This is a genomic window from Actinomadura sp. NPDC000929, from assembly GCF_040492065.1.
Classification (GTDB): Bacteria; Actinomycetota; Actinomycetes; order Streptosporangiales; family Streptosporangiaceae; genus Spirillospora; species Spirillospora verrucosospora.
Genome location: NZ_JBEUPA010000071.1, coordinates 14,674 through 38,266 on the forward strand (window position 1 = coordinate 14,674; position 23,593 = coordinate 38,266).

General features: G+C 73.4%; 28 protein-coding genes. 15 read left to right on the top strand and 13 right to left on the bottom strand.

What is annotated here, in order from left to right; genetic code table 11:
* Positions 1–23 precede the first annotated feature (23 nt).
* The 3 genes from ABWI04_RS23565 to sepF all read right to left on the bottom strand — a co-directional run bounded on the left by ABWI04_RS23565 (position 24) and on the right by sepF (position 1,890).
* On the bottom strand, positions 24–932 hold the full coding sequence (locus ABWI04_RS23565; RefSeq protein ID WP_353833794.1) for an LLM class flavin-dependent oxidoreductase: 909 nt from the start codon (positions 930–932) through the stop codon (positions 24–26).
* A gap of 171 nt (positions 933–1,103) precedes the next feature.
* A complete protein-coding gene (locus tag ABWI04_RS23570; RefSeq protein ID WP_353833795.1) occupies positions 1,104–1,589 on the bottom strand; it encodes a MarR family winged helix-turn-helix transcriptional regulator in 486 nt (161 codons plus the stop codon).
* Positions 1,590–1,683: 94 nt separating this feature from the next.
* On the bottom strand, positions 1,684–1,890 hold the full coding sequence (gene sepF / locus ABWI04_RS23575) for a cell division protein SepF (RefSeq protein ID WP_179831795.1): 207 nt from the start codon (positions 1,888–1,890) through the stop codon (positions 1,684–1,686).
* 121 nt (positions 1,891–2,011) lie between these two features.
* Between sepF and ABWI04_RS23580 the strand changes: the two genes are divergently transcribed.
* From ABWI04_RS23580 to ABWI04_RS23590, 3 genes are all read left to right on the top strand, one after another.
* Positions 2,012–2,371, top strand: coding sequence for a DUF1801 domain-containing protein (locus ABWI04_RS23580; RefSeq protein WP_353833796.1), 360 nt, complete (start codon positions 2,012–2,014; stop codon positions 2,369–2,371).
* A gap of 32 nt (positions 2,372–2,403) precedes the next feature.
* Positions 2,404–2,781, top strand: coding sequence for a hypothetical protein (locus ABWI04_RS23585; RefSeq protein ID WP_345171186.1), 378 nt, complete (start codon positions 2,404–2,406; stop codon positions 2,779–2,781).
* Positions 2,782–2,928: 147 nt separating this feature from the next.
* A complete protein-coding gene (locus tag ABWI04_RS23590; RefSeq protein ID WP_345171184.1) occupies positions 2,929–3,324 on the top strand; it encodes an ATP-binding protein in 396 nt (131 codons plus the stop codon).
* 56 nt (positions 3,325–3,380) lie between these two features.
* Here the strand turns inward: ABWI04_RS23590 and ABWI04_RS23595 are convergent, their stop codons facing one another.
* The 3 genes from ABWI04_RS23595 to ABWI04_RS23605 form a co-directional block, all read right to left on the bottom strand.
* Positions 3,381–4,037: a choice-of-anchor P family protein gene (locus ABWI04_RS23595; protein WP_345171182.1), complete on the bottom strand. Its 657-nt coding sequence runs from the start codon at positions 4,035–4,037 to the stop codon at positions 3,381–3,383.
* Between the two features lie 46 nt (positions 4,038–4,083).
* Complete coding sequence (locus ABWI04_RS23600; protein WP_353833797.1) at positions 4,084–4,902, bottom strand: L,D-transpeptidase; 819 nt, start codon at positions 4,900–4,902, stop codon at positions 4,084–4,086.
* A gap of 152 nt (positions 4,903–5,054) precedes the next feature.
* On the bottom strand, positions 5,055–5,528 hold the full coding sequence (locus ABWI04_RS23605; protein ID WP_345171177.1) for a MarR family winged helix-turn-helix transcriptional regulator: 474 nt from the start codon (positions 5,526–5,528) through the stop codon (positions 5,055–5,057).
* Positions 5,529–5,622: 94 nt separating this feature from the next.
* Here ABWI04_RS23605 and ABWI04_RS23610 point away from each other — a divergent pair, with 94 nt between their 5' ends.
* A complete protein-coding gene (locus tag ABWI04_RS23610; protein ID WP_353833798.1) occupies positions 5,623–6,801 on the top strand; it encodes a PP2C family protein-serine/threonine phosphatase in 1,179 nt (392 codons plus the stop codon).
* Positions 6,802–6,846: 45 nt separating this feature from the next.
* On the opposite strand, the gene ABWI04_RS23615 is transcribed toward ABWI04_RS23610, so the two are convergent.
* On the bottom strand, positions 6,847–8,535 hold the full coding sequence (locus ABWI04_RS23615) for a sensor histidine kinase (protein ID WP_353833799.1): 1,689 nt from the start codon (positions 8,533–8,535) through the stop codon (positions 6,847–6,849).
* Complete coding sequence (locus ABWI04_RS23620; protein WP_345171171.1) at positions 8,532–9,734, bottom strand: PP2C family protein-serine/threonine phosphatase; 1,203 nt, start codon at positions 9,732–9,734, stop codon at positions 8,532–8,534. The genes ABWI04_RS23615 and ABWI04_RS23620 overlap by 4 nt, the downstream gene beginning before the upstream one ends.
* 213 nt (positions 9,735–9,947) lie before the next feature.
* Between ABWI04_RS23620 and ABWI04_RS23625 the strand changes: the two genes are divergently transcribed.
* Positions 9,948–10,580, top strand: coding sequence for an RNA polymerase sigma factor (locus ABWI04_RS23625; protein WP_353833800.1), 633 nt, complete (start codon positions 9,948–9,950; stop codon positions 10,578–10,580).
* Positions 10,577–11,731 (top strand): CU044_5270 family protein, encoded by a 1,155-nt coding sequence (locus tag ABWI04_RS23630; RefSeq protein WP_353833801.1) that lies wholly within the window; start codon positions 10,577–10,579, stop codon positions 11,729–11,731. Before ABWI04_RS23625 ends, ABWI04_RS23630 begins: the two co-directional genes overlap by 4 nt.
* A gap of 67 nt (positions 11,732–11,798) precedes the next feature.
* On the opposite strand, the gene ABWI04_RS23635 is transcribed toward ABWI04_RS23630, so the two are convergent.
* Together ABWI04_RS23635 and ABWI04_RS23640 are read right to left on the bottom strand one after the other, a co-directional pair.
* A complete protein-coding gene (locus ABWI04_RS23635) occupies positions 11,799–12,035 on the bottom strand; it encodes a hypothetical protein (protein ID WP_258944924.1) in 237 nt (78 codons plus the stop codon).
* Positions 12,036–12,180: 145 nt separating this feature from the next.
* A complete protein-coding gene (locus ABWI04_RS23640) occupies positions 12,181–13,665 on the bottom strand; it encodes a pentapeptide repeat-containing protein (RefSeq protein ID WP_353833802.1) in 1,485 nt (494 codons plus the stop codon).
* Positions 13,666–13,863: 198 nt separating this feature from the next.
* On the opposite strand from ABWI04_RS23640, the gene ABWI04_RS23645 reads away from it, so the two are divergent.
* Genes ABWI04_RS23645 through ABWI04_RS23665 form a run of 5 tightly spaced genes read left to right on the top strand, consistent with a single transcriptional unit; the run spans position 13,864 to position 18,499 of the window.
* Positions 13,864–15,948, top strand: a complete 2,085-nt coding sequence (locus ABWI04_RS23645) for an RNA degradosome polyphosphate kinase (protein WP_345171163.1) — start codon at positions 13,864–13,866, stop codon at positions 15,946–15,948.
* Positions 15,941–16,813, top strand: a complete 873-nt coding sequence (locus tag ABWI04_RS23650) for an NUDIX hydrolase (RefSeq protein ID WP_353833804.1) — start codon at positions 15,941–15,943, stop codon at positions 16,811–16,813. Before ABWI04_RS23645 ends, ABWI04_RS23650 begins: the two co-directional genes overlap by 8 nt.
* A gap of 49 nt (positions 16,814–16,862) precedes the next feature.
* A complete protein-coding gene (locus ABWI04_RS23655) occupies positions 16,863–17,249 on the top strand; it encodes an ArsR/SmtB family transcription factor (protein ID WP_353833805.1) in 387 nt (128 codons plus the stop codon).
* Entirely contained in the window at positions 17,246–17,698 is a 453-nt protein-coding gene (locus tag ABWI04_RS23660; protein WP_353833806.1) for an SRPBCC family protein, read from the top strand. Before ABWI04_RS23655 ends, ABWI04_RS23660 begins: the two co-directional genes overlap by 4 nt.
* A 3-nt stretch (positions 17,699–17,701) precedes the next feature.
* A complete protein-coding gene (locus tag ABWI04_RS23665) occupies positions 17,702–18,499 on the top strand; it encodes an SDR family NAD(P)-dependent oxidoreductase (protein ID WP_353833807.1) in 798 nt (265 codons plus the stop codon).
* A gap of 47 nt (positions 18,500–18,546) precedes the next feature.
* Here the strand turns inward: ABWI04_RS23665 and ABWI04_RS23670 are convergent, their stop codons facing one another.
* Together ABWI04_RS23670 and ABWI04_RS23675 are read right to left on the bottom strand one after the other, a co-directional pair.
* The gene (locus ABWI04_RS23670; protein ID WP_345171153.1) at positions 18,547–20,043 is read right to left on the bottom strand and encodes a CYTH and CHAD domain-containing protein; all 1,497 of its coding nucleotides are present in this window, start codon (positions 20,041–20,043) and stop codon (positions 18,547–18,549) included.
* Between the two features lie 95 nt (positions 20,044–20,138).
* The gene (locus ABWI04_RS23675) at positions 20,139–20,696 is read right to left on the bottom strand and encodes a helix-turn-helix domain-containing protein (RefSeq protein WP_353833809.1); all 558 of its coding nucleotides are present in this window, start codon (positions 20,694–20,696) and stop codon (positions 20,139–20,141) included.
* Between the two features lie 64 nt (positions 20,697–20,760).
* Here ABWI04_RS23675 and ABWI04_RS23680 point away from each other — a divergent pair, with 64 nt between their 5' ends.
* Positions 20,761–21,156 carry a nuclear transport factor 2 family protein gene (locus ABWI04_RS23680; RefSeq protein WP_353833810.1) on the top strand — a complete coding sequence of 132 codons (396 nt, stop codon included), beginning with the start codon at positions 20,761–20,763 and terminating at the stop codon, positions 21,154–21,156.
* 25 nt (positions 21,157–21,181) lie between these two features.
* Here ABWI04_RS23680 and ABWI04_RS23685 read toward each other — a convergent pair whose 3' ends face one another.
* The gene (locus tag ABWI04_RS23685) at positions 21,182–21,634 is read right to left on the bottom strand and encodes a GNAT family N-acetyltransferase (protein ID WP_353833813.1); all 453 of its coding nucleotides are present in this window, start codon (positions 21,632–21,634) and stop codon (positions 21,182–21,184) included.
* 149 nt (positions 21,635–21,783) lie between these two features.
* Here ABWI04_RS23685 and ABWI04_RS23690 point away from each other — a divergent pair, with 149 nt between their 5' ends.
* The 3 genes from ABWI04_RS23690 to ABWI04_RS23700 all read left to right on the top strand — a co-directional run bounded on the left by ABWI04_RS23690 (position 21,784) and on the right by ABWI04_RS23700 (position 23,398).
* Entirely contained in the window at positions 21,784–22,113 is a 330-nt protein-coding gene (locus ABWI04_RS23690) for a WhiB family transcriptional regulator (protein WP_345171147.1), read from the top strand.
* 73 nt (positions 22,114–22,186) lie between these two features.
* On the top strand, positions 22,187–22,804 hold the full coding sequence (locus ABWI04_RS23695) for a rhomboid family intramembrane serine protease (RefSeq protein WP_345171146.1): 618 nt from the start codon (positions 22,187–22,189) through the stop codon (positions 22,802–22,804).
* A 141-nt stretch (positions 22,805–22,945) separates the two neighbouring features.
* On the top strand, positions 22,946–23,398 hold the full coding sequence (locus ABWI04_RS23700) for a GVDTG sorting domain-containing protein (RefSeq protein ID WP_345171144.1): 453 nt from the start codon (positions 22,946–22,948) through the stop codon (positions 23,396–23,398).
* The last annotated feature ends 195 nt before the right edge of the window (positions 23,399–23,593 follow it).

A 23,593-nucleotide genomic window follows, 5' to 3' on the forward strand; every position in this document is an offset into this window, starting at 1 on the left:
GCGGAGCGGTCCCGTGGCGGCCGCTAGCCGCGTTCCTTCGCGACCGCCTCCCGCACCGCGGGGGCGATCTCCGCGGCCCAGCGGCCGACCGACGTGATGTCCTGGGTGCCGCCCTCGGGCGAGAAGAGGGTGAAGCCGGACGCCCCGTGCTCGACCACGGCGCCGGTCAGCTCCTCGACCCACTGCCCGACGGAACCGCCGATCCAGCGGCCGTCGCGGTCGCGGGTGGCCGGCAGCGGCCGGTCGGTGATGCGCCCGGGGAGGTTGAACACCGTGCGGATGTCCCCGGGGGCGCGGCCGGCGGCGGCCGCCGCCTCGTCGACGACCGGCCGCGACGTCCGGTAGCGCTCGCTGAGCCAGTCCGCCGCGTGCCCGGGGATCCACCCGTCGGCCACCCGCCCCGTGGCGGCCAGGGACTTCTTCCCGACCGAGCCGGTCCACACCGGAGGCGCCGCGACCGGGGCCGGCTCGATCCGCTCCACCCGGTAGTGCCGCCCCCGGTGGGTGACCGGAGGGCCCCCGCCCGACAGCTTCCTCACCAGGACGATCGCCTCCTCGAAGGCGTCCACGGCGTCGGACGGCGACAGCCGCGGCACGCCCATGTCGGAGATCCGGTCCCACAGCCCGCCCGCGCCCATGCCGAGCACGATGCGGCCGTCCGAGAGGGCCGACAGCGCCGCCACCGTCCGCGCGAGCATCGGCGCGGGCCTGGTCGGCAGGTTGGTGACGTTGGCCAGGGCGGCGAGGCGCCGCGTGCCCCCGAGGACGAACCCGATGGTCGCGTAGGCGTCCAGGCGCTCGCCGATGTAGGGGTGGTCCGACAGTGAGAAGAGGTCCAGGCCGTCGCGGTCGGCCTGGCGGGCCGTGCGCAGCAGCTCCGGGCCGTCGTCGAAGGTGCTGTGCGCACCGAAACCGAAGACGAGATCATGCACGGACAAGGTTCTGCCTTTCGTTCACCGATGCTCACGCGGTCAGGGCCGGGAAGGCGTCACCAGGCGTGCACATCGGGGGCGGCTCCACAGAAGAAACTCAAAGTTCGTAGTACGAACCGTAATAGTTCGTACTACGAACCGCAAGTCTCTCCAGGGGTGCGGTGTCGCGCGTCAGCCGCCATGGGCGCCGGAGGCTCCTCCTTCGCCCGGTTCGAGGAAGACCGCGGGGACCTCGTTCTCCAGCACGACGCGGCCGAGGAGGGCGGCGAGCGCGCCGCGGTCGGCCTGGCTGAGACCGCCGGTCAGCTCCTCGATCCGCCGGCAGGTCTCGGTGTAGAACTCGTCCGCGAGCTTGCCGCCCCGAGGGGTGAGCGACACCCGTACCGCGCGCGTGTCATGCGGATCCGGTTCGCGCCGGACGAGGCCGTTGCGCTCGGTGCGGTCGACCAGGCCGGTGAGGCTCGACTTGGCCAGCCGCAGCGTCGCCCCCAGCTCGCTCATGCCGTACGGCCGCGCCATCAGCACGCACAGCAACTGGCCCTGCTGCGAGGTCAGGCCGTGCTCCCGGCCCGACTCGGCGTACACGGCGTTCACCAGGAACGAGGACCGCACCAGCGCGGCCGCGATTCCGATCGGGCCGTCATCAGGCTTCACCATTCGGCCAGCGTAACAGCGAGGTGCCCGGCAATTCGTATGACGAACTATGCCGCGCCCGGCGGCTTCAGCGGCCGCCGCGGCGGCCCGGCCGGACTCAGGGCTGGAGGAGGAAGAGTTTCCGGTCGACGCGGTCGAGGGCGCCGCCGCGGCCGAAGACCAGGCCGGTGGCGAAGTCGACGAGGCGTTTGGCGTCGCCGTCCGGAAGGTCCGTCAGGTCCATGAGCACGGGCACGCCCTTGCGGAAGAAGTGCCCCACGTACAGGACCTCGTTGTAGTTCTGGGGACGCAGCGACTTGACCACGGCCCCAGTCTGCCCGGCGCCTTCCCAGGGTCAAGTGACCCACGCCACATGCAAGAAATCTCTTCCGGATGTCGATCCTCCCGCCCGCCGAGCGACGCGTTGGCGACGAAAGGGGATCGACATGGGTAAGCACGCGAATGTTCAGGAGTACGCGGCGGACGTGCCGGAGGGCCTGCGGGACGTCCTGGAGAAGGCGCTCGCGGTGGTCGGCGAGGCGATGCCCGAGGTGGAGCCCGCGCTGTGGCACGGCCAGCCGACCTGGAGCGTCGGCGAGCAGCCCGTGTGCTTCCTCAAGGCGTACCCGAAGTACGTGACGTTCGGCTTCTGGAACGGCCAGCTGATCGAGGACGGCTCGGGCCGCCTGGAGGCCATGTCCCGGCAGATGGCCGGCGTGAAGCTGCGTGCCCTGGACGACATCGACGCCGCCCTGTTCGCCGACTGGGTGAAGCAGGCGCACGCCCTGGAGGTCAAGAAGGCTTGACGTCAGGACCGCTTGACGCGCACACTCGCATCATGGTCACTCCGGATGGGATCGAGCGAGACATCACGCTGACGAGCGCGGCGGCCCGGTACGACGAGCTGTGGCTCCGGGACGCCGTGGCCGAACCGCCGCTCCGGCGCGAGGAGGTCCTGGAACTCCTCGCGCTCGGGGAGGTGATCGCGCGGAAGGCGGTCTACGGCCGGCAGCTCGCCGTCCGCTCGGCCCGCCGCGCGGGCGCCTCCTGGGCCCAGATCGGCGGCGCGATGGGCGTCAGCAAGCAGGCCGCCTGGGAAGCGCACGGCAAGTGGATTGAAGATCAGGCCGAAGAGAACCGCCGCAGCGACTACCAGGGCCTCGACGAGGACCAGGTCGCCGCCGCCCGCCGCCTGGCCGGCGACGCGAACGAGTAAAAGTCGCAAGGGCCGCACCTCCCCGAGGCTGTTCGGCTCGAAGAGGGAGTCCATCGCAATAGGCGTCAAAGAGTTTCTCTCCGTTGGCTCTGGGAAATCTGTGTGCTAGAGGGAACGGAGGCGATTGGCATGGAGGTCGTTCTTGAAATGACCCTGCCGAGGAACGCGGAGAGCGCTCCGCTGGTGCGGCACACGCTCGACGCCTCTCTCCGCGGGCTCGGAGTGGGTTCCGAGGTCCGTGCCGATATCGCGCTCGCGCTGGGCGAGGCGTGCGCGAACGTCATTCAGCATGCCGCGGCCGGAAAAGAGTACGAGGTCCGGGCGCGGATGGACGGGGCACGGTGCGTCGTGGACGTCATCGACGGGGGCTCGGGGGACGGGGCGGACGGGGCCGCGGCGTGGGAGCGCGTGGAGGCGCCGCCGCTGGCCGAGCACGGGCGGGGGCTCCGGTTGATGCGGGCGTTCACGGAGGGGGTCCAGATCGCCGCGCGCGCTCACCGGAACGGGTCGGTCGTGCATTTCGAGAAGTCGCTGGCGACCTGACGGCATGGAACGGCCCGGCGGGCTGGCGCTCGCCGGGCCGCGTCTTCGGTGACCGGTCAGCCGGTGACCGGCAGGTCGTGCTTGACCGGTCGCGGAGCGGGGGCCTCGGCAGGGCCGTGTGCGGGCCCGGCGGCCTTGCCGCAGGTGGCGGACGCGACCCGGATGGCGCCCTTGTTGCCGGGCAGGGCCAGCTCCATGCCGGTGACGGCGAGGCGTCCGTCGGCCATGCGCTGCTGCTTGTTGAGGACCAGGGCCGTCCGGCCGAGGCCGTCCACGTCGACGGGGACGGTGGTGTTGGGCGGCGGGGTGGAGTCGAGGTGCTTCCCGGCGAGCGTGGCGCCGGCGAGACGCGCGCCGCCCCGCCCGGCGGTGCACTTGGCGGTGACGGCGTCGGCCAGCAGCTTCGCGGACGGGACGGACAGGTGCGTCACGGCCGAGCGGGCCCGGGCGGCGGAGGCGTCGACGTCCAGCGCGGACGCCTTGACCAGCTTGGTGCGGTCCTCGCGGAGCACGCTCTTGCGGACGGTGCCGGTGCTGGAGGAGACGGCGGGCACCGGCGGGACGGCGAGCGGGCCGGTCACGGTCAGCCCGTACGCGGAGCCCTCGCTCCCGGGGGCGGCGGCGAAGGCCGGGGCCGGGGCGGCTGCCGCGGCGAGGCCGGTGGCGAGGAGCCCGGCGGTGGCGATCCGTTTGGCGGCAGGGATGTGACGCATGAACTTACTCCGATTCTCTGTGAGAGCTGGGGGTGGTGCCGGCCGGTCAGGCCGAGATGAACACCAGGGAACCGAGCGGCACCCGGGACAGCGCCTTCAGCGCGTCGGCGGGTACGCGCACGCAGCCGTGCGTGACGGCCTTGCCGAACACCGAGGCGTCGGGCCAGCCGTGGAGTGCGACGGTGCCGGGACCGCCGCCAAAAGTGTCGAGGGTCGCCGAGTGGGTACCGAGCGGCAGGACGATGGGGCTCGGCGTCTTCTCGGCCGGGGCGAGCGTCGCCATGACGAACGTCCGGCCGGTCGGCGTCGGTGTCTTGGTGTCGCCGACCGCGACCGGCCAGCGGCCCACGGGCCGCGCGGACTTCTCCAGGACGAGCCGCCTGCGGGCGAGGTCGACGTGGACGGTGTACGGCGTGTGCGCGGTCTTCAGCGCGGTGCCGGGAATCCACCCGGTCGCCCCGTTGGGACGGCTCGGCAGGAGCACCCTCCGCCAGTCGCCCGAGGTCTCCACCACGGGCACCCAGGTGGGGCCGCCGAGTTCGGTGGTGGGGAGGGTGGCGAAGCGGTGGCCGGCCGGGCGGTCGAACACCGGCGCCGGGCTGGTGGGGTGCACGACGAGGCCGTCGGTGGCGCCGTCGGGCGTGGTGTCCGCCGGGGCGCCGGAGAGGGTCTTGTAGGTCGTGGCCTCGGGGGCGTTGGCGGGGGCGTTGGCGGGGGCGGTGCTACCGCTCCCGGTCCCGGCCGACGCCGTGCTGTGCCCGGAGGAGGAGCCGCCGCAGCCGCCGGCGGAAAGGAGCAGGGCAGCGGTGATCCCGCCCGCGGTGACGGCGCGCAGGGAATGCCGAGGGGCACGTATGGTCGCCATGAGCGGGGATGTTAGTAGTGGTGAAGGCGGCCGTATCGAGAATGGCGAAAAAGGCTCCCGGGGCGGCCGTTGTAAATGTAGATAATGCTCTATTTGGAAGGCACTTTGCGGAGGGTCACGACTTTTCGGGGAAAACGGAATCCATGGACGGTTCACGCGAGCATGGAGAGGGAACCGCCGTCGTCGTCCGGGCGGGTGGCCGCCTCGTGGAACTCGGTGAGACCCCACAGCAGGGCGGCCTGCGCGGCCGCCGGCATCTCGGCCAGCACGCGGGTGAGGCTCTCGCGCCGCCGCAGCCGGAGCCGGTCGAGCAGCTCCTGCCCGTCCCCGCTCAGCCGGACGGTGACCTGGCGCCGGTCGCGGCCGGGGTCGCGCGTGAGCAGGCCGGCGGCCTCCAGCCGGTCGCACAGCCGGCTCGCCGACGACACCAGGGCGCCGAGCTCGCCCGCCAGCCTGCTGATGTTGACGGGCCCCCGCTCCAGGACGAACAGCGCGCGCAGTTGCGTGGACGGAATAGGGACATCCGGGGCATTGTGGGCGCGCGACCATACGTTCAGCAGGGTGGAGGCCGCATCGTCGAGCGCAGCCGCGAGATCCGCGGCGTCCTCACCCGACGTGGCCACCATGCCCTCCACTGTTACACACGACGTCGCCCACGGCATCCCGGGACCTGCGGGTCCGCCGGCCGCCGGAGCCGTGCGGCGAGGGGCGAGGATCGAGATGCACGGTGCACGCGCGGAGAACGGGCCGTTCGAGGCGGCCAGGAAGGCGATCTGGGCGGCCCCGCCGAACGAGGTGATCGCCGTCGCGGCCGACGTCCTCGGCCGGCACGGGTGCGCGGACACCGAGGTCCTGATGGTCGACTACCGGCAGATGTTCCTCGTCCGGACGGTCTCCGCCGGTGACGACGTCTCCGTGGACAACACGCCGCCGGGCCGGGCGTTCGCGTCGCAGCGGACCGTCCGGGACGACGGGGAGGGGCTCGCCCACCTGCCGCTGACCGTGAAGGGGGAGCGGATCGGGATCCTGTCGGTGCGGCTTCCGGACGGCGGTCCGCTCTGGCTGGACGACTTCGCCGGCGTGCTCGCCCGCGCCCTCAAGATCGCCGACCAGGCCACCGACATGTACCGGCGCCTGCGCCGGCGGACGCGGCTGACGCTGGCCGCCGAGATGCAGTGGGACATGCTGCCCGCGTCCGCCTACCAGGCGTCCGAGCTCAGCTTCGCGGGCCAGCTCGAACCCGCCTACGCGGTGTGGGGCGACGCGTTCGACTGGGCCACGTCCGGCGAGCGGTTCACCCTGACCGTCAGCAACGGGATGGGGTCGGGCACCGAGTCGGCGGAGCTCACCCATCTGGCGATCAGCGCGCTGCGCAACGCGCGCCGGTCCGGCGGCGACATCGTGGAGCAGGCCGAGCTCGCCGACGAGGCGCTGTTCGGACGGCACCGGGGCGAGCGGCTCGTGGACGCGCTCCTCCTGGAGTTCGACCTCTCCGACGGGCGGGTCCGGGCCATCGACGCGGGCTCGCCGAGGATCACCCGGCTGCGGGGCGGCGCCACGGACCGGCTCGGGTTCGAGCCGCAGATGCCGCTCGGGATGTTCGGCGACACCCGCTACGTGCCCCAGGAGTTCGCCGTCGAGCCGGGCGACCGGCTGGTCATCGTCAGCGACGGCGTGCACGCCGCCCGGTCGCCCGCCGGGGTCGTGTACGGGGACGCGGGGCTGCTCCAGGCGATGCGCGCCACCCGGTTGCAGGACCCGCCCGAGGCCGTCCGGACCATGGTCCGGCACTACGTCGGCTTCCACGAGGGCGCCCAGCCGTCCGACGACGCGGTGATCGTGTGCGTTGACTGGACGGGCCGGGACCCGGGCGCCGGCAAGGGCGCCGGGGACGGCTGACGCCGGGCGGCCTTCGCCGGGCCCGGCCCAGGTCGCCCGGGACGCTCAGTCGTCCGGATCTTCGGCGTCGTCCCCGGCGGCGGTCGACGGCTGGGCGGGCAGCGTCCACCGGAACGTGGTGCCGGGGGCGGGCTCCGCGTCGGGCTCGGCGTCCTCGTCGACGGCGAGCCAGATGCGCCCGCCGTGGTACTCGACGATCTTCTTGCACAGCGCCAGGCCGATGCCCGTGCCGGTGTACTCCTCGCGCGAGTGCAGCCGCTGGAAGATGAGGAAGATCCGGTCGGCGTAGCGGGGGTCGATGCCGATGCCGTTGTCGGCGCATGCGAACTCCCACTCGTCCCCGGCGCGGCGGACGCTGATGGTGACGCGCGGCGGCACGCCCTCCCGGCGGAACTTGATCGCGTTGCCGACCAGGTTCTGGAAGAGCTGGACCAGCTGGGTGCGGTCGCCGGGCACGTCGGGCAGCTCCGCGACCTCCACCTCGGCGCCGGTCTCATCGCGCAGGGTGGAGAGGTTGTCCAGCGCCTGCCGGACGACGTCGTCGAGGTCGACGGAGTCCTCGGGCCGCGACATCCGCCCGACGCGCGAGAAGCTCAGCAGGTCGTTGATCAGTGCCTGCATGCGCTTGGCGCCGTCGACGGCGAACGCGATGTACTGCTTCCCGCGGTCGTCGAGCTGGTCGCCGTACCGGCGTTCGAGCATCTGGCAGAAGCTCGCGACCTTGCGCAGCGGCTCCTGCAGGTCGTGGCTCGCGACGTAGGCGAACTGCTCCAGCTCGGCGTTGGAGCGGCGCAGCTCCTCGGTCTGCTCGTCGAGCCGGCGGGACTTGTCCTCGCTGGTGCGCCACTCCTCGATGATCCGGGCGCGCATCGCGTCGATGATCGCGGCCAGCTCGTTGATCTCCGCCGGGCCGGGGACGTCGAGGCGGTGCCCGAAGTCGCCCTCCGAGACGGCGCGGACGCGGCCGGTCAGGGTCGACACCGGCGTCAGAACGGTCCGGCGGAACAGCACGGCGAGCAGCAGCGCGGCGACGACGACCATGGCGAGCGCGGCGAACGTGGACCACTGGGCGGTCCTCGCGCGCGAGTTCAGTTTCGCGGCGGCCCGGTCGTGCAGCGTGGTGATGCCGGACTGGAGCGGCGTCATGTCGCCGCGCGCCTGCACGAGCAGGCGGCTCGCCAGCCGGCTCTCGCCGCGGTCGATGCCCTGGCCGCCGGGCCCGGCCGCGACCCGGTCGGCGAACCCGGTCCGCCAGGCGCGCGAGTCGGCGGTCGCCTTGGCGAGGAGCCGGTCGACGTCCCCGTGCCCGGGCACCCCGGCGAGGAGGCGGCGCATGCGGGCGGCGGACGCCGCCTCCTGGCGCACGGCGGCCCGGTACTGCTCGACGTGCTCGCGCCCGCCCTCCTCGGCGTACGCGCGGATGGCGATGTCCTGCGCGGTGACGGCCGTGGAGAGCCGGAACTGCTCCAGCGTCGCCGGGTCGACGCGCTCGATCAGGACGTCGCGGGCCTGCTCGTTCCCGTACATCGCCATGCCGGTCTGCACGAACGCGGCCAGCAGGAGGGCGCCGAGGACGGCGGAGCCGATCCGGTAGATCTGGACGAGCCGGACCCGGCCCATCCCCCGCCCCTCGGGGATCTGCGCCCCGGACAGCACGGCGCCCGGTCCGGCGGCCCGCGCCGTCCCGGCGGGCTCGGCGGCCTCGCCCGTCCCGGCGGACGTCTCGCCGGTCACCGGTCGTCCCCCCGGCTCAGCATCAGCAGGGCGAGGTCGTCGGCGAGGACGTCCCCGTTCAGCCGTTCGGCCTCCGCGATGAGTCCGTCGACGAGCACGTCGCCGCGCCTCCCCTCCTCGTGCGCGGCCCTGGCGAGCCGCAGCAGGCCGTCCATGTCGAGGTGCCCGCCTTCCTCGCCGGCGGACCCCTCGATCAGCCCGTCGGTGTAGAGCAGCAGTCCCCACTCGTCGCCGAGCTCCAGGTCGGCGGCGGGCCACCGGGCGCCCGGGAGCAGCCCGAGCGCCGGGCCCCGCGGCTCGTCCGGGACGGCCTCCACGCCGTCCGGCGAGAAGAACAGCGGGCACGGATGCCCGGCCCGGTGCAGCCGGGCGCTGCGCCGGTCGGGCGCGATCGTCACCATGCAGACGGTCGTGAAGATCTCGTCGCTCCACCGCTCGTGCTGCAGGACGGCGTCGAGGGTGTCGAGGAGGCGGGAGCCGGTGTTCCCGGCGAGCACGAGCGTCCGCCACGCCATGCGGAGCCGGACGCCGAGGGACGCCTCGTCGGCGCCGTGCCCGCTCACGTCGCCGATCACGGCGTGGACGGCGCCGTCGGCGGTCTCCACGGTGTCGTGGAAGTCGCCGCCGAGCAGCGCGCGGTCGCGTCCCGGCCGGTAGCGGGTGTGGTGCCGCAGCGCCCGGTCGTGCAGGATCGGCACCGGCAGCAGGCCGCGCTCCAGCCGGGCGTTCTCCCTGCTGAGCGCCCGCGCCTCGACGAGCTGCCGCTCGGACTCGTCGGCGCGCTTGCGCTCGATCGCGTAGCTGATCGCCCGGGTGAGCAGCGCGCCGTCCGCGTCCTGCTTGACGAGGTAGTCCTGGGCGCCGGCGGCGACGGCGGCGACGCCGACGTGCGCGTCGGCGAGCCCGGTCAGCACGAGCACGGCGGTGCCCGGCGCGTGCTCGCGCACCTGGTGGAGGGCGTCGAGGCCCCGCGCGTCCGGGAGGGAGAGGTCGACGATGACGCACTGGATGTCGGGCCGCAGCGCGTCGAGGGCCTCGGCGAGCGTCGCCGCGACGGTGATCCGCAGGCCGGGCTGCGCCTCGGTCAGCAGCTCCTCGAACAGGAACGCGTCGCCGGGATCGTCCTCGACGAGAAGGAGGTGCGGGGAACCGGCGACACCGAGGAGCCGCTCCGCACCGCGACTGGGCATCGCGGCCATGTCTCAGCTCCTTCTGTCCGGCGAGGCCGGGTGGATGTCAGGTGGGAGGCCCTTGTCATCGAGCAAATGTTAGAGGCATCGGGCGCCGCGGGGGCACGCGGAACGGCCGAACGGTGCTCCTCCGGCGGAATCTGCTGTCCTTTCGGTAACGATGCCGCGTCCCGCGCCACTACCCCGTGACATGACCTGAACGGACGGACGGAGGAGCACGCGGTGGCAGACGAGGCCCCCGATGAACAGCGCTTCACCGCGATCTACGACGAGTGCCGCCAGCGCGTGTGGGCCTACGCCGCCGCCCGCGCCGGCGGCCAGGTCGCGGACGAGGTGGTGAGCGAGACCTTCGCCGTGGCGTGGCGGCGGCTGGCCGACGTCCCGGACCCGGCGCTGCCGTGGCTGCTCGGCGTCGCCCGGAACGTGCTGCGCGACGGGCACCGCGCGCGGGTGCGCCGCGAGTCGTTCGCGGCCGAGCTCGGGCGGTGGGCGCCGCGCCGGACCGGCGACGTCGCCGAGGACGTGGCCGAGCGGCTCGCGGTGCTGCGCGCGATGGCGTCGCTGCCGGAGGGGGACAGGGAGATCCTGATCCTCATCGCCTGGCAGGGCCTGACGCCGCGCGAGGCCGCCCGGGTCGTCGGCAGCTCGCCGCCGGCGCTGCGGGTGCGCCTGCACCGCGCGCGCCGCCGCCTGGTCCGCGCGGCCGAGGACGAGCAGCCGGACGCCCGGATCGCGTCCGCCCGCCCGGACCCGCCCAGGCCGCCCGCCCGGACCGACCCCGGACCGGGGCCGGGAGGCGCGGCGGCGCAGGGGGCACGGTCGCAGGTCGGAGTCATCAAGGGAGAGACGGCATGAAGGATGTGATGCGGGTGTTGCGGGATGCCAGGCCTGAGGAGATGGACCCGGGTGCGCCGGTGGACGAGGGCGTGCGCCGGGCCGAGCTGGCGCGGGCCATGGCGGCGACGCTTCCGGAGGCCGGGGGCGCCGCGCCCGCGCGGCGGCGAGTGCGGCCGGTGTGGGGACTGGGGCTGGCCGGGGCGGTCGCGGCGGGGGCCGTCGCCGCGGCGGCGGTGATCGTCGCTCCCGGCGGGGGCGGGACGGAGCCGGCCGGGACGGGCGGAGGCGGCGAGCGGGTGCTCGACGCGAGGACCGTCCTGCTCGCGGCGGCCGAGAAGGCGGACGGGCAGACCGAGACGATGCGGGCCTTCTGGCACCAGGTGACGGTGTCGTCCGCCACGTACACGGTCGGCGAGGGCGGCGGCGGTTACGCCGTCACGGTCAGGAGCAAGGCGGAGAGCTGGACGCCGAGCAGGCCGGGCGGCAAGGCGTGGGCCGCGGCGCAGGAGCTGGGGGCCAAGCCCGCGACCAAGGCGGACGAGGAGGCCTGGCGGCGCGCGGGGTCGCCCGGGACCTTCAAGGTCCAGGTTCCGGTGGCGCCGGGCGTCAACGGCCGCCTGAAGGGGTTCACGGCGAAGACCGCGCCCGGTCCGCGCAGCTTCAACGGCTCCGCGCTGGTCGACGGCGACAAGGTGTTCTGGCTGGGCCGGAACGTGACCATGAAGGACCTGCGGGCGCTTCCGTCCGACCCGAAGCGGCTCAAGGCCGAGCTGCTGCGCTGGTACAAGGGCCACGACACCGAGTCGAACCGGCCGATGGCGTCGGACCTGTGGCTCTACACGGTGGCGCGCGGCCTGGTGATGGAGATGCCGGTGAAGCCGGCGGTGCGGGCGGCCGCGTTCCGGATGCTGGCGGGGCTCCCGGCGGTGCGGTCGCTCGGGAAGGTCACCGATCCGCAGGGGCGGACGGGGAACGCCATCGCGCTGGACGAGAAGACGCGGCAGGGCGTGATCAGGCAAGAAATGATCATTGATCTGGCCTCGGGCGCCGCGCTGGCCAGCATGAACGTCATGGTGGCGCCGGCCGCCGGGGCGAGCGTCCCGGCGGGGCGGACGATGGACTCGACCGCCTTGATCGGCGCGGAATGGACCGATTCCCAGCCGCGCTGACGTCATTGGGGAAGGGACGGTGCCGGCGCGGTGCCGTCCCTTCCCGGCGTTAGTGGCCGGGTTGTGATCACGCGCTTCTGGGAGTGCGGCGCGCGGTTTTCTGTGCGGCTTTGCGGCCCGCGGCGGCCGCCTTGGCGCGGTTCAGGCTTTCGCGGACCTTGGCGGCGCCGCGGGCCGCGGTCACGGTGTCCTTGGCGCGCCCGGCGTAAACGGCGAGCACCTCGGCGACGGGGGGAGGCTGCCATTCCTCCTTCGCCACGATCGGCAGGACGGGGACGGGTGCGGCGGCGGAGTTTCCGGACACGGGGTTTCCAGTCACGGGGACGAGCGCGAGATGGGATTGGCAGTGCGGGCACTGCACCCCCGGATGGGTGTCTCTGCTCATAACAACAATCATTACGCGTGGGTCTGACAAAACAACCCCCGCCTTTAGCGGACCTCGGAGGCGCTTATGTGTGGCGGGCGCCCATGTGCGCGGCGCGGACGCCGCCCGTGCGGTCGTCGTGCCGCGTCCGGTCGTCGTGGCGGACGAGTGACGCGCCGCAGCACAGCAGCGCGACGATGACCGCGAGCCAGGCCACGGCGCGTCCCGCGCGCAGGCCGTATCCGCAGGTGATCCAGAGAAGGTGCAGGCCGGCGCGGCGCCACGGGTCGCGCTCGCCGTGCCGCCGCATCTCCAGCGCGCTGTAGCGGAAGTCGCGGGCGAGGCGGTCGCGGTCGGAGTCGGCGGTGGCGCGTGCCAGCTCCTGGTACAGCGTGCGCAGCCGGTCGTCGCGGCCGGCGCCGCCGGCGAGGTCCTCGGCGAGGACGGCCCGGTCGCGGCGGCGCCACGGCCGCGGCCGGCGCCGGCCGGGCGCGGTCGCGAACGCGCAGTCGCCCGAGATCCGCAGCGCGTCCGGCCGCCGCAGCCCGAGGAAGCCGCAGCCGCTGAGGTCGATGTCGGCGAGCAGCAGCCGGGTCGCGTCGGCGCGGCGCAGCGAGAGGAGCCGGACGCCGGACGGGCCGGCCCCGGCGGGCGGCTCGGGGAGCCCCTGGATCGGGTGCGCCAGCGCCCGGACGGCGGCCGGGCCCTCGAACACCGCGTCCTCCAGGTCGAGTTCGGCGTGCCGGAGCCGGAAGTCGGCCTCCCCGTGGACGATCGCGCCGCGGGCGATGACCTGCCGCGCCGCCGCGTGCACCCGCAGCCCGCCGTGCACGGTCGCGTCCGACAGCGCGATCCGGCCGCCGGCCGCCAGCGGCCCGAGCCAGGCGCCGTGCCGGAACCGTGCCCGCTCGAAGCGGGCATGGCGCGCCACCTGGACGCGCCGGAACGACACGTCGCCGCGGAAGCAGGCCCCCTGCATCGCCGCGTCCCGCCCGAACCGGGCGCGGTCGAAGCAGGCCGCGCCCATGAGCACCGCGCCGCGGAAGGCGGCGTCGGCGTGCCACCGCGTCTCGCCGAAGAGGGCGTCGCCGGTGAACACCGCCTCCTCGAAGGAGGCGTGCCGGTGGAACCGGGCCTCGTGGAAGGACGCGTTGCGCCCGAAGCGCGCCCCCCGGAACGAGACGTTGCCGAAGAACCGCGCGTCGTAGAACGACGCGCCGCCGAGGAAGCGGGCGCCGTCGAACGAGCTGTCGCCCTCCACGCACAGGCCGCGCATTCCCGCGTCCGCCGGGAGCACGGCCCCGTCGAACCGGGCGCGGCCGAGGTGGGGCCGCCCGTCGGGCCCGGTGACGGCGTCCAGGACCCCGTCCAGCAGCCACGGCGGGACGGTGACGCCGCGCAGGTCGAGATCGGCTCCGGGGCGCAGCGCGCCCGTGAACCGCTCGAACTCGCGGGGACGCAGGTGGGCGGGGCAGCCGCCCAGGTCGCCCGCGGCCCGGCCGGTGCAGCCGTCGACGGCGGTGCAGCGCGGCCAGAACACCGTGGGCGGCGAAGCCTCGTGAGGAGTCACGGTCTTCGTTCTACCCACGCGGGGGCGCGCAGTGAAGGTCTCCTGGTGGCCAGGTCGTTGCAACCCCCCGGCCACGTTCGGCGGCGACGGCCGGGACGGAGTGATCTGCGGGAACCGCGGGAATGATCGACCTATCGGATACCTCGGTGGAACCCGCACGTTCGACTTTCGTTAACCTAGATCGGGGAAAATTCTGGCATGACCGTCAATCCAGGACATGTCCCTCCGCAATCCGAGGCGCTGCCCGACGACCGCTTCCTCGACCGCGAGGAGAGCTGGCTGAGGTTCAACCAGCGCGTCCTGGAGCTCGCCGAGGACCCGGGGCTGCCGCTGCTCGAACGCGTCCGCTTCCTGTCGATCTTCTCCAGCAACCTGGACGAGTTCTTCATGGTCCGCGTCGCCGGGCTCGCCCGCCGGATGGCGACGGGCCTGGCCGTCCAGTCCGCCAGCGGCCGCCAGCCCCGCGAGGTGCTGGCGCGCACCGGCGTGGTCGCGCACGAGCTGATGCAGCGGCACGCGTCGTGCTTCCGCAAGGAGATCCTGCCCGCGCTCGGCGAGGAGGGCATCGAGCTCCTGCGCTGGGACGAGCTGGCCGAGACCGAGCAGGAGCGGCTGCGGCGGCTCTTCCGCGACCGGATCTACCCCGTGCTCACCCCGCTCGTCGTCGACTCCGCGCACCCGTTCCCCTACATCTCGGGTCTGTCGCTGAACCTCGCGGTGATCGTCCGCGACCCGGAGACCGACGCCACGATGTTCGCCCGGGTGAAGGTGCCCCCGCTGCTGCCGCGCTTCATCGAGGCGTCCCCCGACCGGTTCACGCCGCTGGAGGACGTCATCGCGGCCCACCTCGGGCAGCTGTTCGTCGGGATGGAGGTCGTCGAGCACCACGCGTTCCGGGTCACCCGCAACCAGGACCTGGAGATCGACGACGACATCAGCGAGGGCCTGCTGCAGGCGCTCGAACGCGAGCTGCTGCGCCGCCGGTTCGGCCCCGTCGTCCGGCTGGAGGTCGAGGAGTCGATCTCCGAGGGGGTGCTGGACCTGCTCACCTCCGAGCTGGGGGTGGACGAGGGCCAGATCTACCGCGTGGTCGGGCCGCTCGACCTCGGCGGCCTCGCCGCCATCGCCGACCTCGACCGGCCGGAGCTGAAGTACCCCCCTTTCGTCCCGTCGAAGGAGGCGCTGCCGGAGGACGCGAGCATCTTCAGCGCCATCCGTGAGCGCGACGTGCTCGTCCACCACCCCTACGACTCGTTCACCACCACCGTCCAGCGGCTGATCGAGGACGCCGCGTCCGACCCGCGCGTCCTGGCGATCAAGCAGACCCTGTACCGGACGAGCGGCGACTCGCCGATCGTGGACGCGCTGATGAGCGCCGCCGAGGCCGGCAAGCAGGTCGTGGTCGTCGTCGAGCTGAAGGCCCGGTTCGACGAGCGCGCCAACATCGCCTGGGCGCGCAAGCTGGAGACCGCCGGCTGCCATGTCGTCTACGGGTTCGTCGGGCTGAAGACGCACTGCAAGCTCGCGCTGATCGTCCGGCAGGAGTCCGAGGGCCACCTGCGCCGCTACTGCCACATCGGCACCGGCAACTACCACCCGAAGACCGCGCGCCTGTACGAGGACTTCGGGCTGCTCACCGCCGACCCCGAGGTCGGCGAGGACGTCAGCGCCCTGTTCAACCACCTCACCGGCTACTCGCGGCAGAGCTCCTACCACCGGCTGCTCGTCGCGCCGAACAGCCTGCGCTCCGGGCTCGTCCAGCGGATCGAGCACGAGATCGACAACCGGCGTGCCGGGCACCCCGCCCGCGTCCGGATCAAGTGCAACGCGCTGGTGGACGAGGTCATCATCGACGCGCTCTACCGGGCGTCCCGGGCCGGGGTCCCGGTGGACGTCTGGGTCCGCGGCATCTGCGCGCTGCGTCCCGGCGTGCCCGGCCTGTCGGACATGATCCGGGTGCGCAGCGTCCTCGGCCGGTTCCTGGAGCACTCCCGCGTGTTCGCGTTCGAGAACGGCGGCGAACCCGAGGTGTGGCTCGGCAGCGCCGACCTGATGCACCGCAACCTGGACCGCCGCGTCGAGGCCCTCGTCACCGTCAACGACCGGGCCCAGCGCGACGACCTGCTCGCGCTGATGGACCGGGCCATGGCCGAGGACACCCACGCCTGGACGCTCGACGCGGAGGGCACCTGGACGCGCAACCAGGCCCGTCCCGGCGAGACCCTGCGGGACATCCAGACCCACCTGGTGAAGAGCCGCCGGTGGAGGACGATCGATGCCTGAGACCATCAGGGCCGCGGGCGCGCTGCTGTGGCGCGACGGCCCGGAGTTCGCGCTGATCCACCGGCCCCGCCACGACGACTGGTCGTTCCCGAAGGGCAAGGTCGACCCGGGCGAGCACGTGCTGCGCGCCGCCGTCCGCGAGGTCGAGGAGGAGACCGGCGTCGTCCCCCGCCTCGGGCGGCGCCTCTCGACCGTCACCTATCCGCTCGATGAGCAGACCAAGCGGGTCGAGTACTGGGCCGCCCGCCCGGTCGCCGTGAGCGCGTTCGCCCCGAACGACGAGGTGGACGAGCTGGTCTGGCTGCCGGCGGAGGAGGCCGAGGACCGGCTCAGCTACCGGCACGACGTCGACCTGCTCCACGAGTTCCTGGGAGGCCCGATCGCCACCGCGCCGCTGGTCATCCTGCGGCACGCGCGCGCGGGGGAGAAGAAGGCGTGGCGGGAGGCCGACGAGCTGCGCCCGCTGGACGAGGCCGGCCGCGCCGAGGCATCCGGCCTCGCCGGGCTGCTGCGCTCCTACGGGCCCATGCGGACCGTCAGCTCGGCCACGGCCCGGTGCGTGGAGACCGTCCTGCCCTACGCGCGGCGCGTCCGCGTGCCCGTCGAGACGGAGGCGGCGTTCACGGTCGGCGAGACCAATCCGGACCAGGCCGTGGAGCGGCTGCTGTCCATGGCGGGCGCTCCCGCGCTGGTGAGCACGCACGGCGAGATCGTCTCCGAGCTCGTCGCCGGCCTCTGCCGGAAGCTGGGCGAGAAGGTCCCGGACGACACGAAGCTCGACAAGGCCGAGTTCTGGACCGCCCATCTCGCCGACGGCGCGCTGGCCGCCCTCGAACGCCACACGCCCCGGACGGCGGGGGCCTGACGAACGCGCGGGTTGCGGTCGCGCAGGGCCGACCCGTACATTCACCCTTATGGGTGAATATTCTGCTGACCTGCTCGATTCGGTCTTCTCGGCGGTCTCCGACCCCACCCGCCGCGCCATCCTGGCCCGGCTCGCCGAGTCGGACGCCCGGGTGACGGACGTCGCGGGAGCATTCCCGATCTCCCTGAACTCCACGTCCAAGCACATCCGGACGCTCGAAGGGGCGGGGCTGGTGCGGCGGAACGTGCGGGGGCGCGAGCACTTCCTGAGCCTGAACGCGGCGCCGCTCGCCGAGGCGGCCGCGTGGATCGAGCACTACCGCGCGTTCTGGAGCGAGCAGCTCGCCTCGCTCGAAGCCTTCGTCGCCGACCGCGAAGCCGCCGCCCGTGACACCGGCCGTGACACCGGCCGTGACACCGCGGAGGGGGCGTCGTGACGAACGCGTACTCGGTGACCGTCCAGCGGGAGATCGCCGCCTCTCCCGAGGTCCTCTTCGACGCCTGGCTGGACGCGCGGAGCCTCGGCTCGTGGCTCAGACCGTCCGGCATCAGGGAGACCCGGGCCGAAACGGACCCGCGTGAAGGTGGAACGTTCCGCATCGTCATGGTCGACGACGAGTCGTCCATCCTGCACTCCGGCACCTACCGGGTGATCGACCGGCCCCGGCGGCTGGTGTTCACCTGGTCCTCACCCGCGACCCGGCACCGGGACTCGGTGGTGACGGTCACCTTCCGGCCCTCGTCCGGCGCGACCGTGGTGGAGATCCATCAGGTCGGGCTTCCGGACGAGGAGGCCCGGGCCTCGCACCGTGCCGGATGGTCGGACGTTCTCCGCGAGCTCGGCGACACCCGCACACGAGACGAACCCGCACGAGACGAGGACTGAACCGTGACCACCTTGGACAAGAAAGTCGCCGTCGTCTACGGCGGCGGAGGCACCGTCGGCGGAGCGATCGCGCGTGCCTTCGCGCGCGAAGGCGCCCGGGTGCACGTCGCCGGACGCACCCGCGACCCCCTGGACCGCGTGGTGCGGGACGTCACCGCCGGAGGCGGCCGGGCGGAGGCCGCCCTGGTCGACGCCGCGGACGAGGACGCCGTGCGCCGGCACCTGGACGAGGTGACCGGGCGGGCCGGACGCCTCGACATCCTGGTCAACGCGGTCGGCGTCCCGCACGTGCAGGGGCCGCCGCTCGCGGAGCTCGACCTCGACCGGTTCATGGCCCCGATCGACGGGTACCTGCGCACGCTGTTCGCCACCGTGAAGGCCGCCGCTCCGCACCTCGCGGAGCAGGGCTCGGGCGTCGTCCTCACGATGTCCACCCCCGGCGCCCGCCTGACGGGACGCGGCTTCCTGGGCAACGGCGTCTCGTCGGCCGCGATCGAGGCGTTCTCCCGGATCCTGGCGGGCGAGCTCGGCCCCGACGGGGTGCGCGTGGTCTGCATCCGGCCCCACGCGATCCCCGCGTCGGTCGGCTCCTCCCATGTGACCGGGGCCTTCGAGGAGATGGCCGGCCGCGCGGGCGCGACCACGGACGAGTGGCTCGCCGGCGCCGTGCGGGGGACACTGCTCGGGCGCCTGCCGACGCCCGAGGACGTGGCCGAGTACGCGGCGTTCGCCGCCTCGGACCGCGCCCGGACGATGACGGGAGTGATCGCCAACCTGAGCGCCGGCTGCATCGTGGACTAGGGGAAACGTGGACTAGGGGGACCGGGGACGGCGCGGACGCCGGCCCGTCAGAACGAGGGGCCCAGCGTCCGTGACCAGGTGGTCGCCAGGAGGTCGCGGGCCTTCTCCGCCTCCGCCCGCTCCCCGCCGTAGAGGACGCCGACCGCGAAGGCGTCCGCGGTCGTGCGGGCGCGGGCGGCTGCCCGTTCCAGGTGCTCCATCGCGATCACGGCGTCCTGGTGGGCGCCGAGGACCTCCTGGATGCGCTTGGTGTCCTTGACCACCCGCTTGGCCGCCGCGCCCAGCACGGGAACCGCCAGCTCGGCCGCGTACCGGGCGCGCTTGGCCGCCTTCCGCGTCTCGTGGCGGGCGAGGTCGGGGTCGGCGGACGTCTTGATCGACGCGTAGTCCCCGGCCATCCGGTCCCAGGCCCGCGTGACGAGCGCGGGGAGCTCCTTGCGGGCCTTCTTGCCGGCCACGGCCGCCAGCGGCGGGTCGGCGACCAGCCTGTCGAGCCCGTCGAGCAGCGCGAAGTACCGCGCGTCCCTCAGGGCGGCGTTGAGGTGCCGGTACGCGGCCCGCTCGTGCCGCTCCAGGTCGTCCTGCAGGAAGGGCGGCGCGTCCGCGAAGCGGGCCCGGAGCACCTCCAGGTCGCGGACCTCGCCGAGGGCCTGCGCGACCCACCGCAGCTCGGGCCCGAGCGGCGCGGTCCGCTCCGCGTCCAGGACGGGCCGGTAGCTGCGCAGGACGCTCCTCGTCCTGCGCACGGCCACGCGCATGCGGTGGACGGCGTCGTCCTCGCCCAGCCGCGCCCCGGGGTCGAACCGCAGGATCGACTCGACCTGCTCGGCGAGATAGGCCAGCACGACCTCCCCCGTCGTGATCGAGGGTGCCTTTCCGTTGCTGGTCGCCTCCGTGATCCGCGACCGGGCCGCGGCCCGCTGCCGCGCCGCCTCCGACGGCGCGACGCCGTCCCCGAGCAGCCGCGCGAGCTTGGACGCCGACTTGGACCTCTTCGCCCCGGCCTTGCGCAGGCGCTTGCCCGCGGCCTTCAGCAGCTCCGGCGTCCCGGTGCCGAGCTCGACCTCGATCTCCCGCCAGCGCTCGGGGTCGGCCTCCCGCCCGCGCCCGGTCACCAGGTCGTCGGCGACCTCCGCGAGGGCCTCGCCGTCCGTGCCGAGCAGGCGCACGACCGTCCGGCGGGTCTCCAGGGTCGCGACGGGGCGCAGCTCCGCCCCGCGGGTGTGCGCCGCGACGAGCCCGGCCAGGCGCGCCGGGACGAGCAGGGGGCGGCCGAGGGGCGCCCGGAACTCGTGCTTGCCGTCCCCGTCCCGCCCGGCCGGCATCTTCAGGTGCCAGCCCGCGTCCGGCCCGCCCCGCCGCCGGCGCAGCGTGATCCGGTTGGCCGCCAGGCGCAGGTCCGCGGTGTCGAAGTAGGTGGCGTGCAGCTCCCGGACCTCGGGCTCCCCGACCGACGCCACGCCCGCGAGCCCGTCCAGTTCCGGCAGGACGAACCCGGCCGGGGCGTCGTACTTCTGCTCGATCTCCAGATGCCGCTCGGCCACGCGCTGCTCCTCAGGGAAGGGCGACAAATCGGGTGCACACCCAGATAGCCAGCATTCCACGTCAAAGTGAACAACGGCCGAAAACTCCTCGTCCCCTACGGGACCAGGACCGCGCGGCAGGTGGTGACGATCAGCTCGTCGACCCGCGTCGGCGGGGGCCGGTGGTCGAGCAGGTGCCGGCGGACGGCGCCGTAGGGGACGTCGACCGTGGCGAAGACCACGCGCTCGCGGTCGACGCCGCGGCGCCGGGCGAACGCGCTCAGCGCGCCCGTGGCCCGGGCGTTCAGGGCGTCGAGGGGTGCGGCGAGTTCGGCGGGCCAGGCGGCGGCGAGGTCGCGGCGGCGGTGCAGGAGCAGCACGGCGGCCTCGGCGGGGCGCTCGCGGCACCAGCGGGGCGTGTGCAGGGCGGCCGCCTCGGCGTCGTCCGCGTCCAGGGCCGCGACGAAGCCGTCCTGGAAGCGGCGGACGCAGCGGGTCCACAGGGTGGCGAGCAGCAGGTCGCGCGACCCGAAGCGGTGGTAGAGCGAGCCGGACGGGGCGCCGAGGCGCTCGGCGATGGCGGCGATGGTCGCGGCGGAGGGCCCGCCCTCGGCGGTCACCGCGAGCGCCGCGTCGAGGATCCGGTCCTCGTCGAACTTGGCCGGTCTTCCCACGCGCGCCTCCCGGATGATAGTAGTGAGAGCATTCTAGAACACAGCCTCTAAAAAAGGAGCGGCCATGTCGGCTTCCGAGATCGTCAGGGGTTTCTACACCGCGACCCAGGCGGCCGACGGGGCGGCGATCCTCACCCTCCTCCATCCGGAGTTCGAGGCGCACACGGCGCCGGGGCTGCCGTGCGGTGCGGGCGGCGACTTCCGGGGCCCCGAGGAGACCCTCGCTCGGGTGTGGGGGGCGATCTTCGCCGAGTTCGACACGGCTCCCCACGCCGAGACCTGGCATGAGACCGGAGACGGGCTGGTCGTGGTGACGGGACGGTACCGCGGGACGGCCAGGGCGACGGGCCGTTCGTTCGAGGCGGAGTTCGCGCATCTCTGGCGCGTCACCGAGGGCAGGATCTCCTGGCTGCACCAGTACACCGACACGGCCCGGTGGCGGGACGCCCTCGTCCCGTGAACCGGCGGCGCCCGCCGGGTGCGGCTCAGACGAGGTGGTACTTCATCCCCATGTGGGACGGGCGGAAGCCGATCTTCTGGTAGAAGCGGATCGCGTCGGGGCGCTGGCGGTCGGTGGTGAGCTGCACCACGCGGCAGCCGCGGGCGCGGGCGCGGTCGATGGCCCATGTGATCATCAGCTGGCCCAGCCCGGCGCCGCGCTGCTCGGCGGCGACGCGGACGCCCTCGATCTGGGCGCGCTCGGAGCCGGTGTAGGTGAGGCCGGGGATGAAGGTGAGCTGGAGCGTGCCGGCGACCGCCCCCGCCACCTCGGCGACGACCAGGCTGTTGTTGGGATCCTTCTCGATCGCGGCGAACGCTCTGAAGTAGGCCTCCGGTATCTCCTCACCCGGTGTTTCGCGGGTTGATCCCAGGGGATCGTCGGCGAGGAGCCGGACGATCTCGGGGAGATCGTCCAACGTCGCCTCGCGGAAGGTCACTTCTTGATCACTCTGCACGCCTTCCAGGCTATCGGGACGCTAAGTTGCAGCGTTCGCCCATGTCTTGTAGTACTACGGTGTGTAGTACTACGCTGAGTGGAGACCCCCCGGCTCGGACGGCGGTCTCATCGCCGCGCAGGGAGAAGTCAATGCACAACAACGAGAACGAGGAACACTGGACCGACCACGCCATCTGCCGCGGCGCGGATCCTGACCTGTTCTTCCCGATCGGCTACTCCGCGCCCGTGCTCCAGGCACAGGAGGACGCGGCCAAGGAGATCTGTTCCCACTGCCCGGTGCGGGCCGACTGCCTCGCGTGGGCGCTGCGGGTGGGGGAGCCCGACGGCATCTGGGGCGGGACGACCCCCGAGGAGCGGCGCTACCTGCGCCGGACGGCCGACGCCCCGGCGCGGCGGCCGCTGCCGGTGATCGTGGTGCGGGGCGACGCCTCCGAGTCGGAGCACGCGTCGGCCGCCTAGAACGCCACCGGCACCTTCTGCCCGTCCCGTCCGTTGGGGGAGTCAGGGACGCAGAGACTTTACGGTGGCTGACATGAGCTTTACCCCCGACCGGCAACGTTCCGAGGGCCTGGCGAAACACGGCGCCCGGGCCCTGGCGTCGGCGGTGCTGATCCTCACGGTGACCGCCGCGATGTGGGTTCTGGAGGCGTTCGACTACACGACGAACGGCTGGCTCGACCGGTTCGGGATCCAGCCGCGCGACGTGAACGACCTGCCGGACATCTTCACCGCGCCCTTCATGCACGCCGGCTTCGGGCACCTGACGGCCAACACGGTCCCGTTCCTGATCCTCGGGTTCGCCGCGGCGGCGCGGGGCATCGCCAGGTTCCTCGCCGCCAGCCTGATCATCATCGTGGTCGGCGGGCTCGGGGTGTGGTTCCTCAGCTCCGCCAACACCCTCGGGTCCAGCATCCTGATCTTCGGGTTCTTCGGCTACCTGGTGGGACGCGGGATCTTCGAGCGGCGGCTGCCCGACATCGCCATCGCGGTCGCCGTCGTCGCCGTCTACGGGACGATGCTGCTCGGCGTCCTGCCGAGCGACCCCACCATCTCGTGGCAGGGCCACCTCTTCGGGCTGCTCGGCGGCCTCCTCGCCTCGTGGTTCCTGCGCGGCGGCACGACCGCGACGTCTCGAAAAATGTCCGACTAAAAGCCTTTTGCAGTGAATGGACGCCAATCTGGCGACTCCATTGTTTTGTCGTCTCCATGGCTCTTCTTGATCTTCGTCGGGTATCGGTCCCCCCGAGGTGGGCGACCTCGCCCACCAGGGGGAACGAGCAAGGGGAGAAGGATGAGCGTGCGAAGAGCGATGGCCGTGGCCGCCGCGGGGGCGGCGGCCGGGGCGTTCGTCGTGATCGGGGCTGGGGCGGCGGAGGCGCAGACCGACACCCAGCTCTGCGAGTACCTGGTCACGGCGCGGGACGGACTCAACGTGCACGAGCTGCCCAACGTGCATTCGAAGGTCGTGGGCGTCCTGAAGTTCCACGACAAGCCGTGGGCCGACTGCAAGACCAAGGGGTTCACCGAGATCCGCGGGAACGTCCCGGTCCAGCTCCGGCACGGGTTCATCGACGTCAAGTTCCTGCGCAAGCTCCGGGTCATTCCGACCGGCGGCGTGGAGACGGGCGCGGGCGGAACCTCCACCGGCATGGACTCCGCGCTCGCCGCGGGGGGTGTCGCCACGGTCCTCGCCGGCGGCGGGATCGCGCTCGCGGCGCGGCGGCGGGCGACGGGCGCCGCCTGATCGGCACCGCCCGCGACGGGGCGGCAGGGCGGCGCCCCGCCGCCTCTCACGAGTGAACGACGGTCGCGGGGGCCCCCCGGGGCGCCGGGGCCGGGATCGCCGCGGCCGGGTGGGCCTGTGGGGGGGGTGCGGGACGGGCGCCGCCCCGGGCGGGTGCCGCGCGGCGGCCCGCAACCGCGCGGCCGGGGAAGGGAG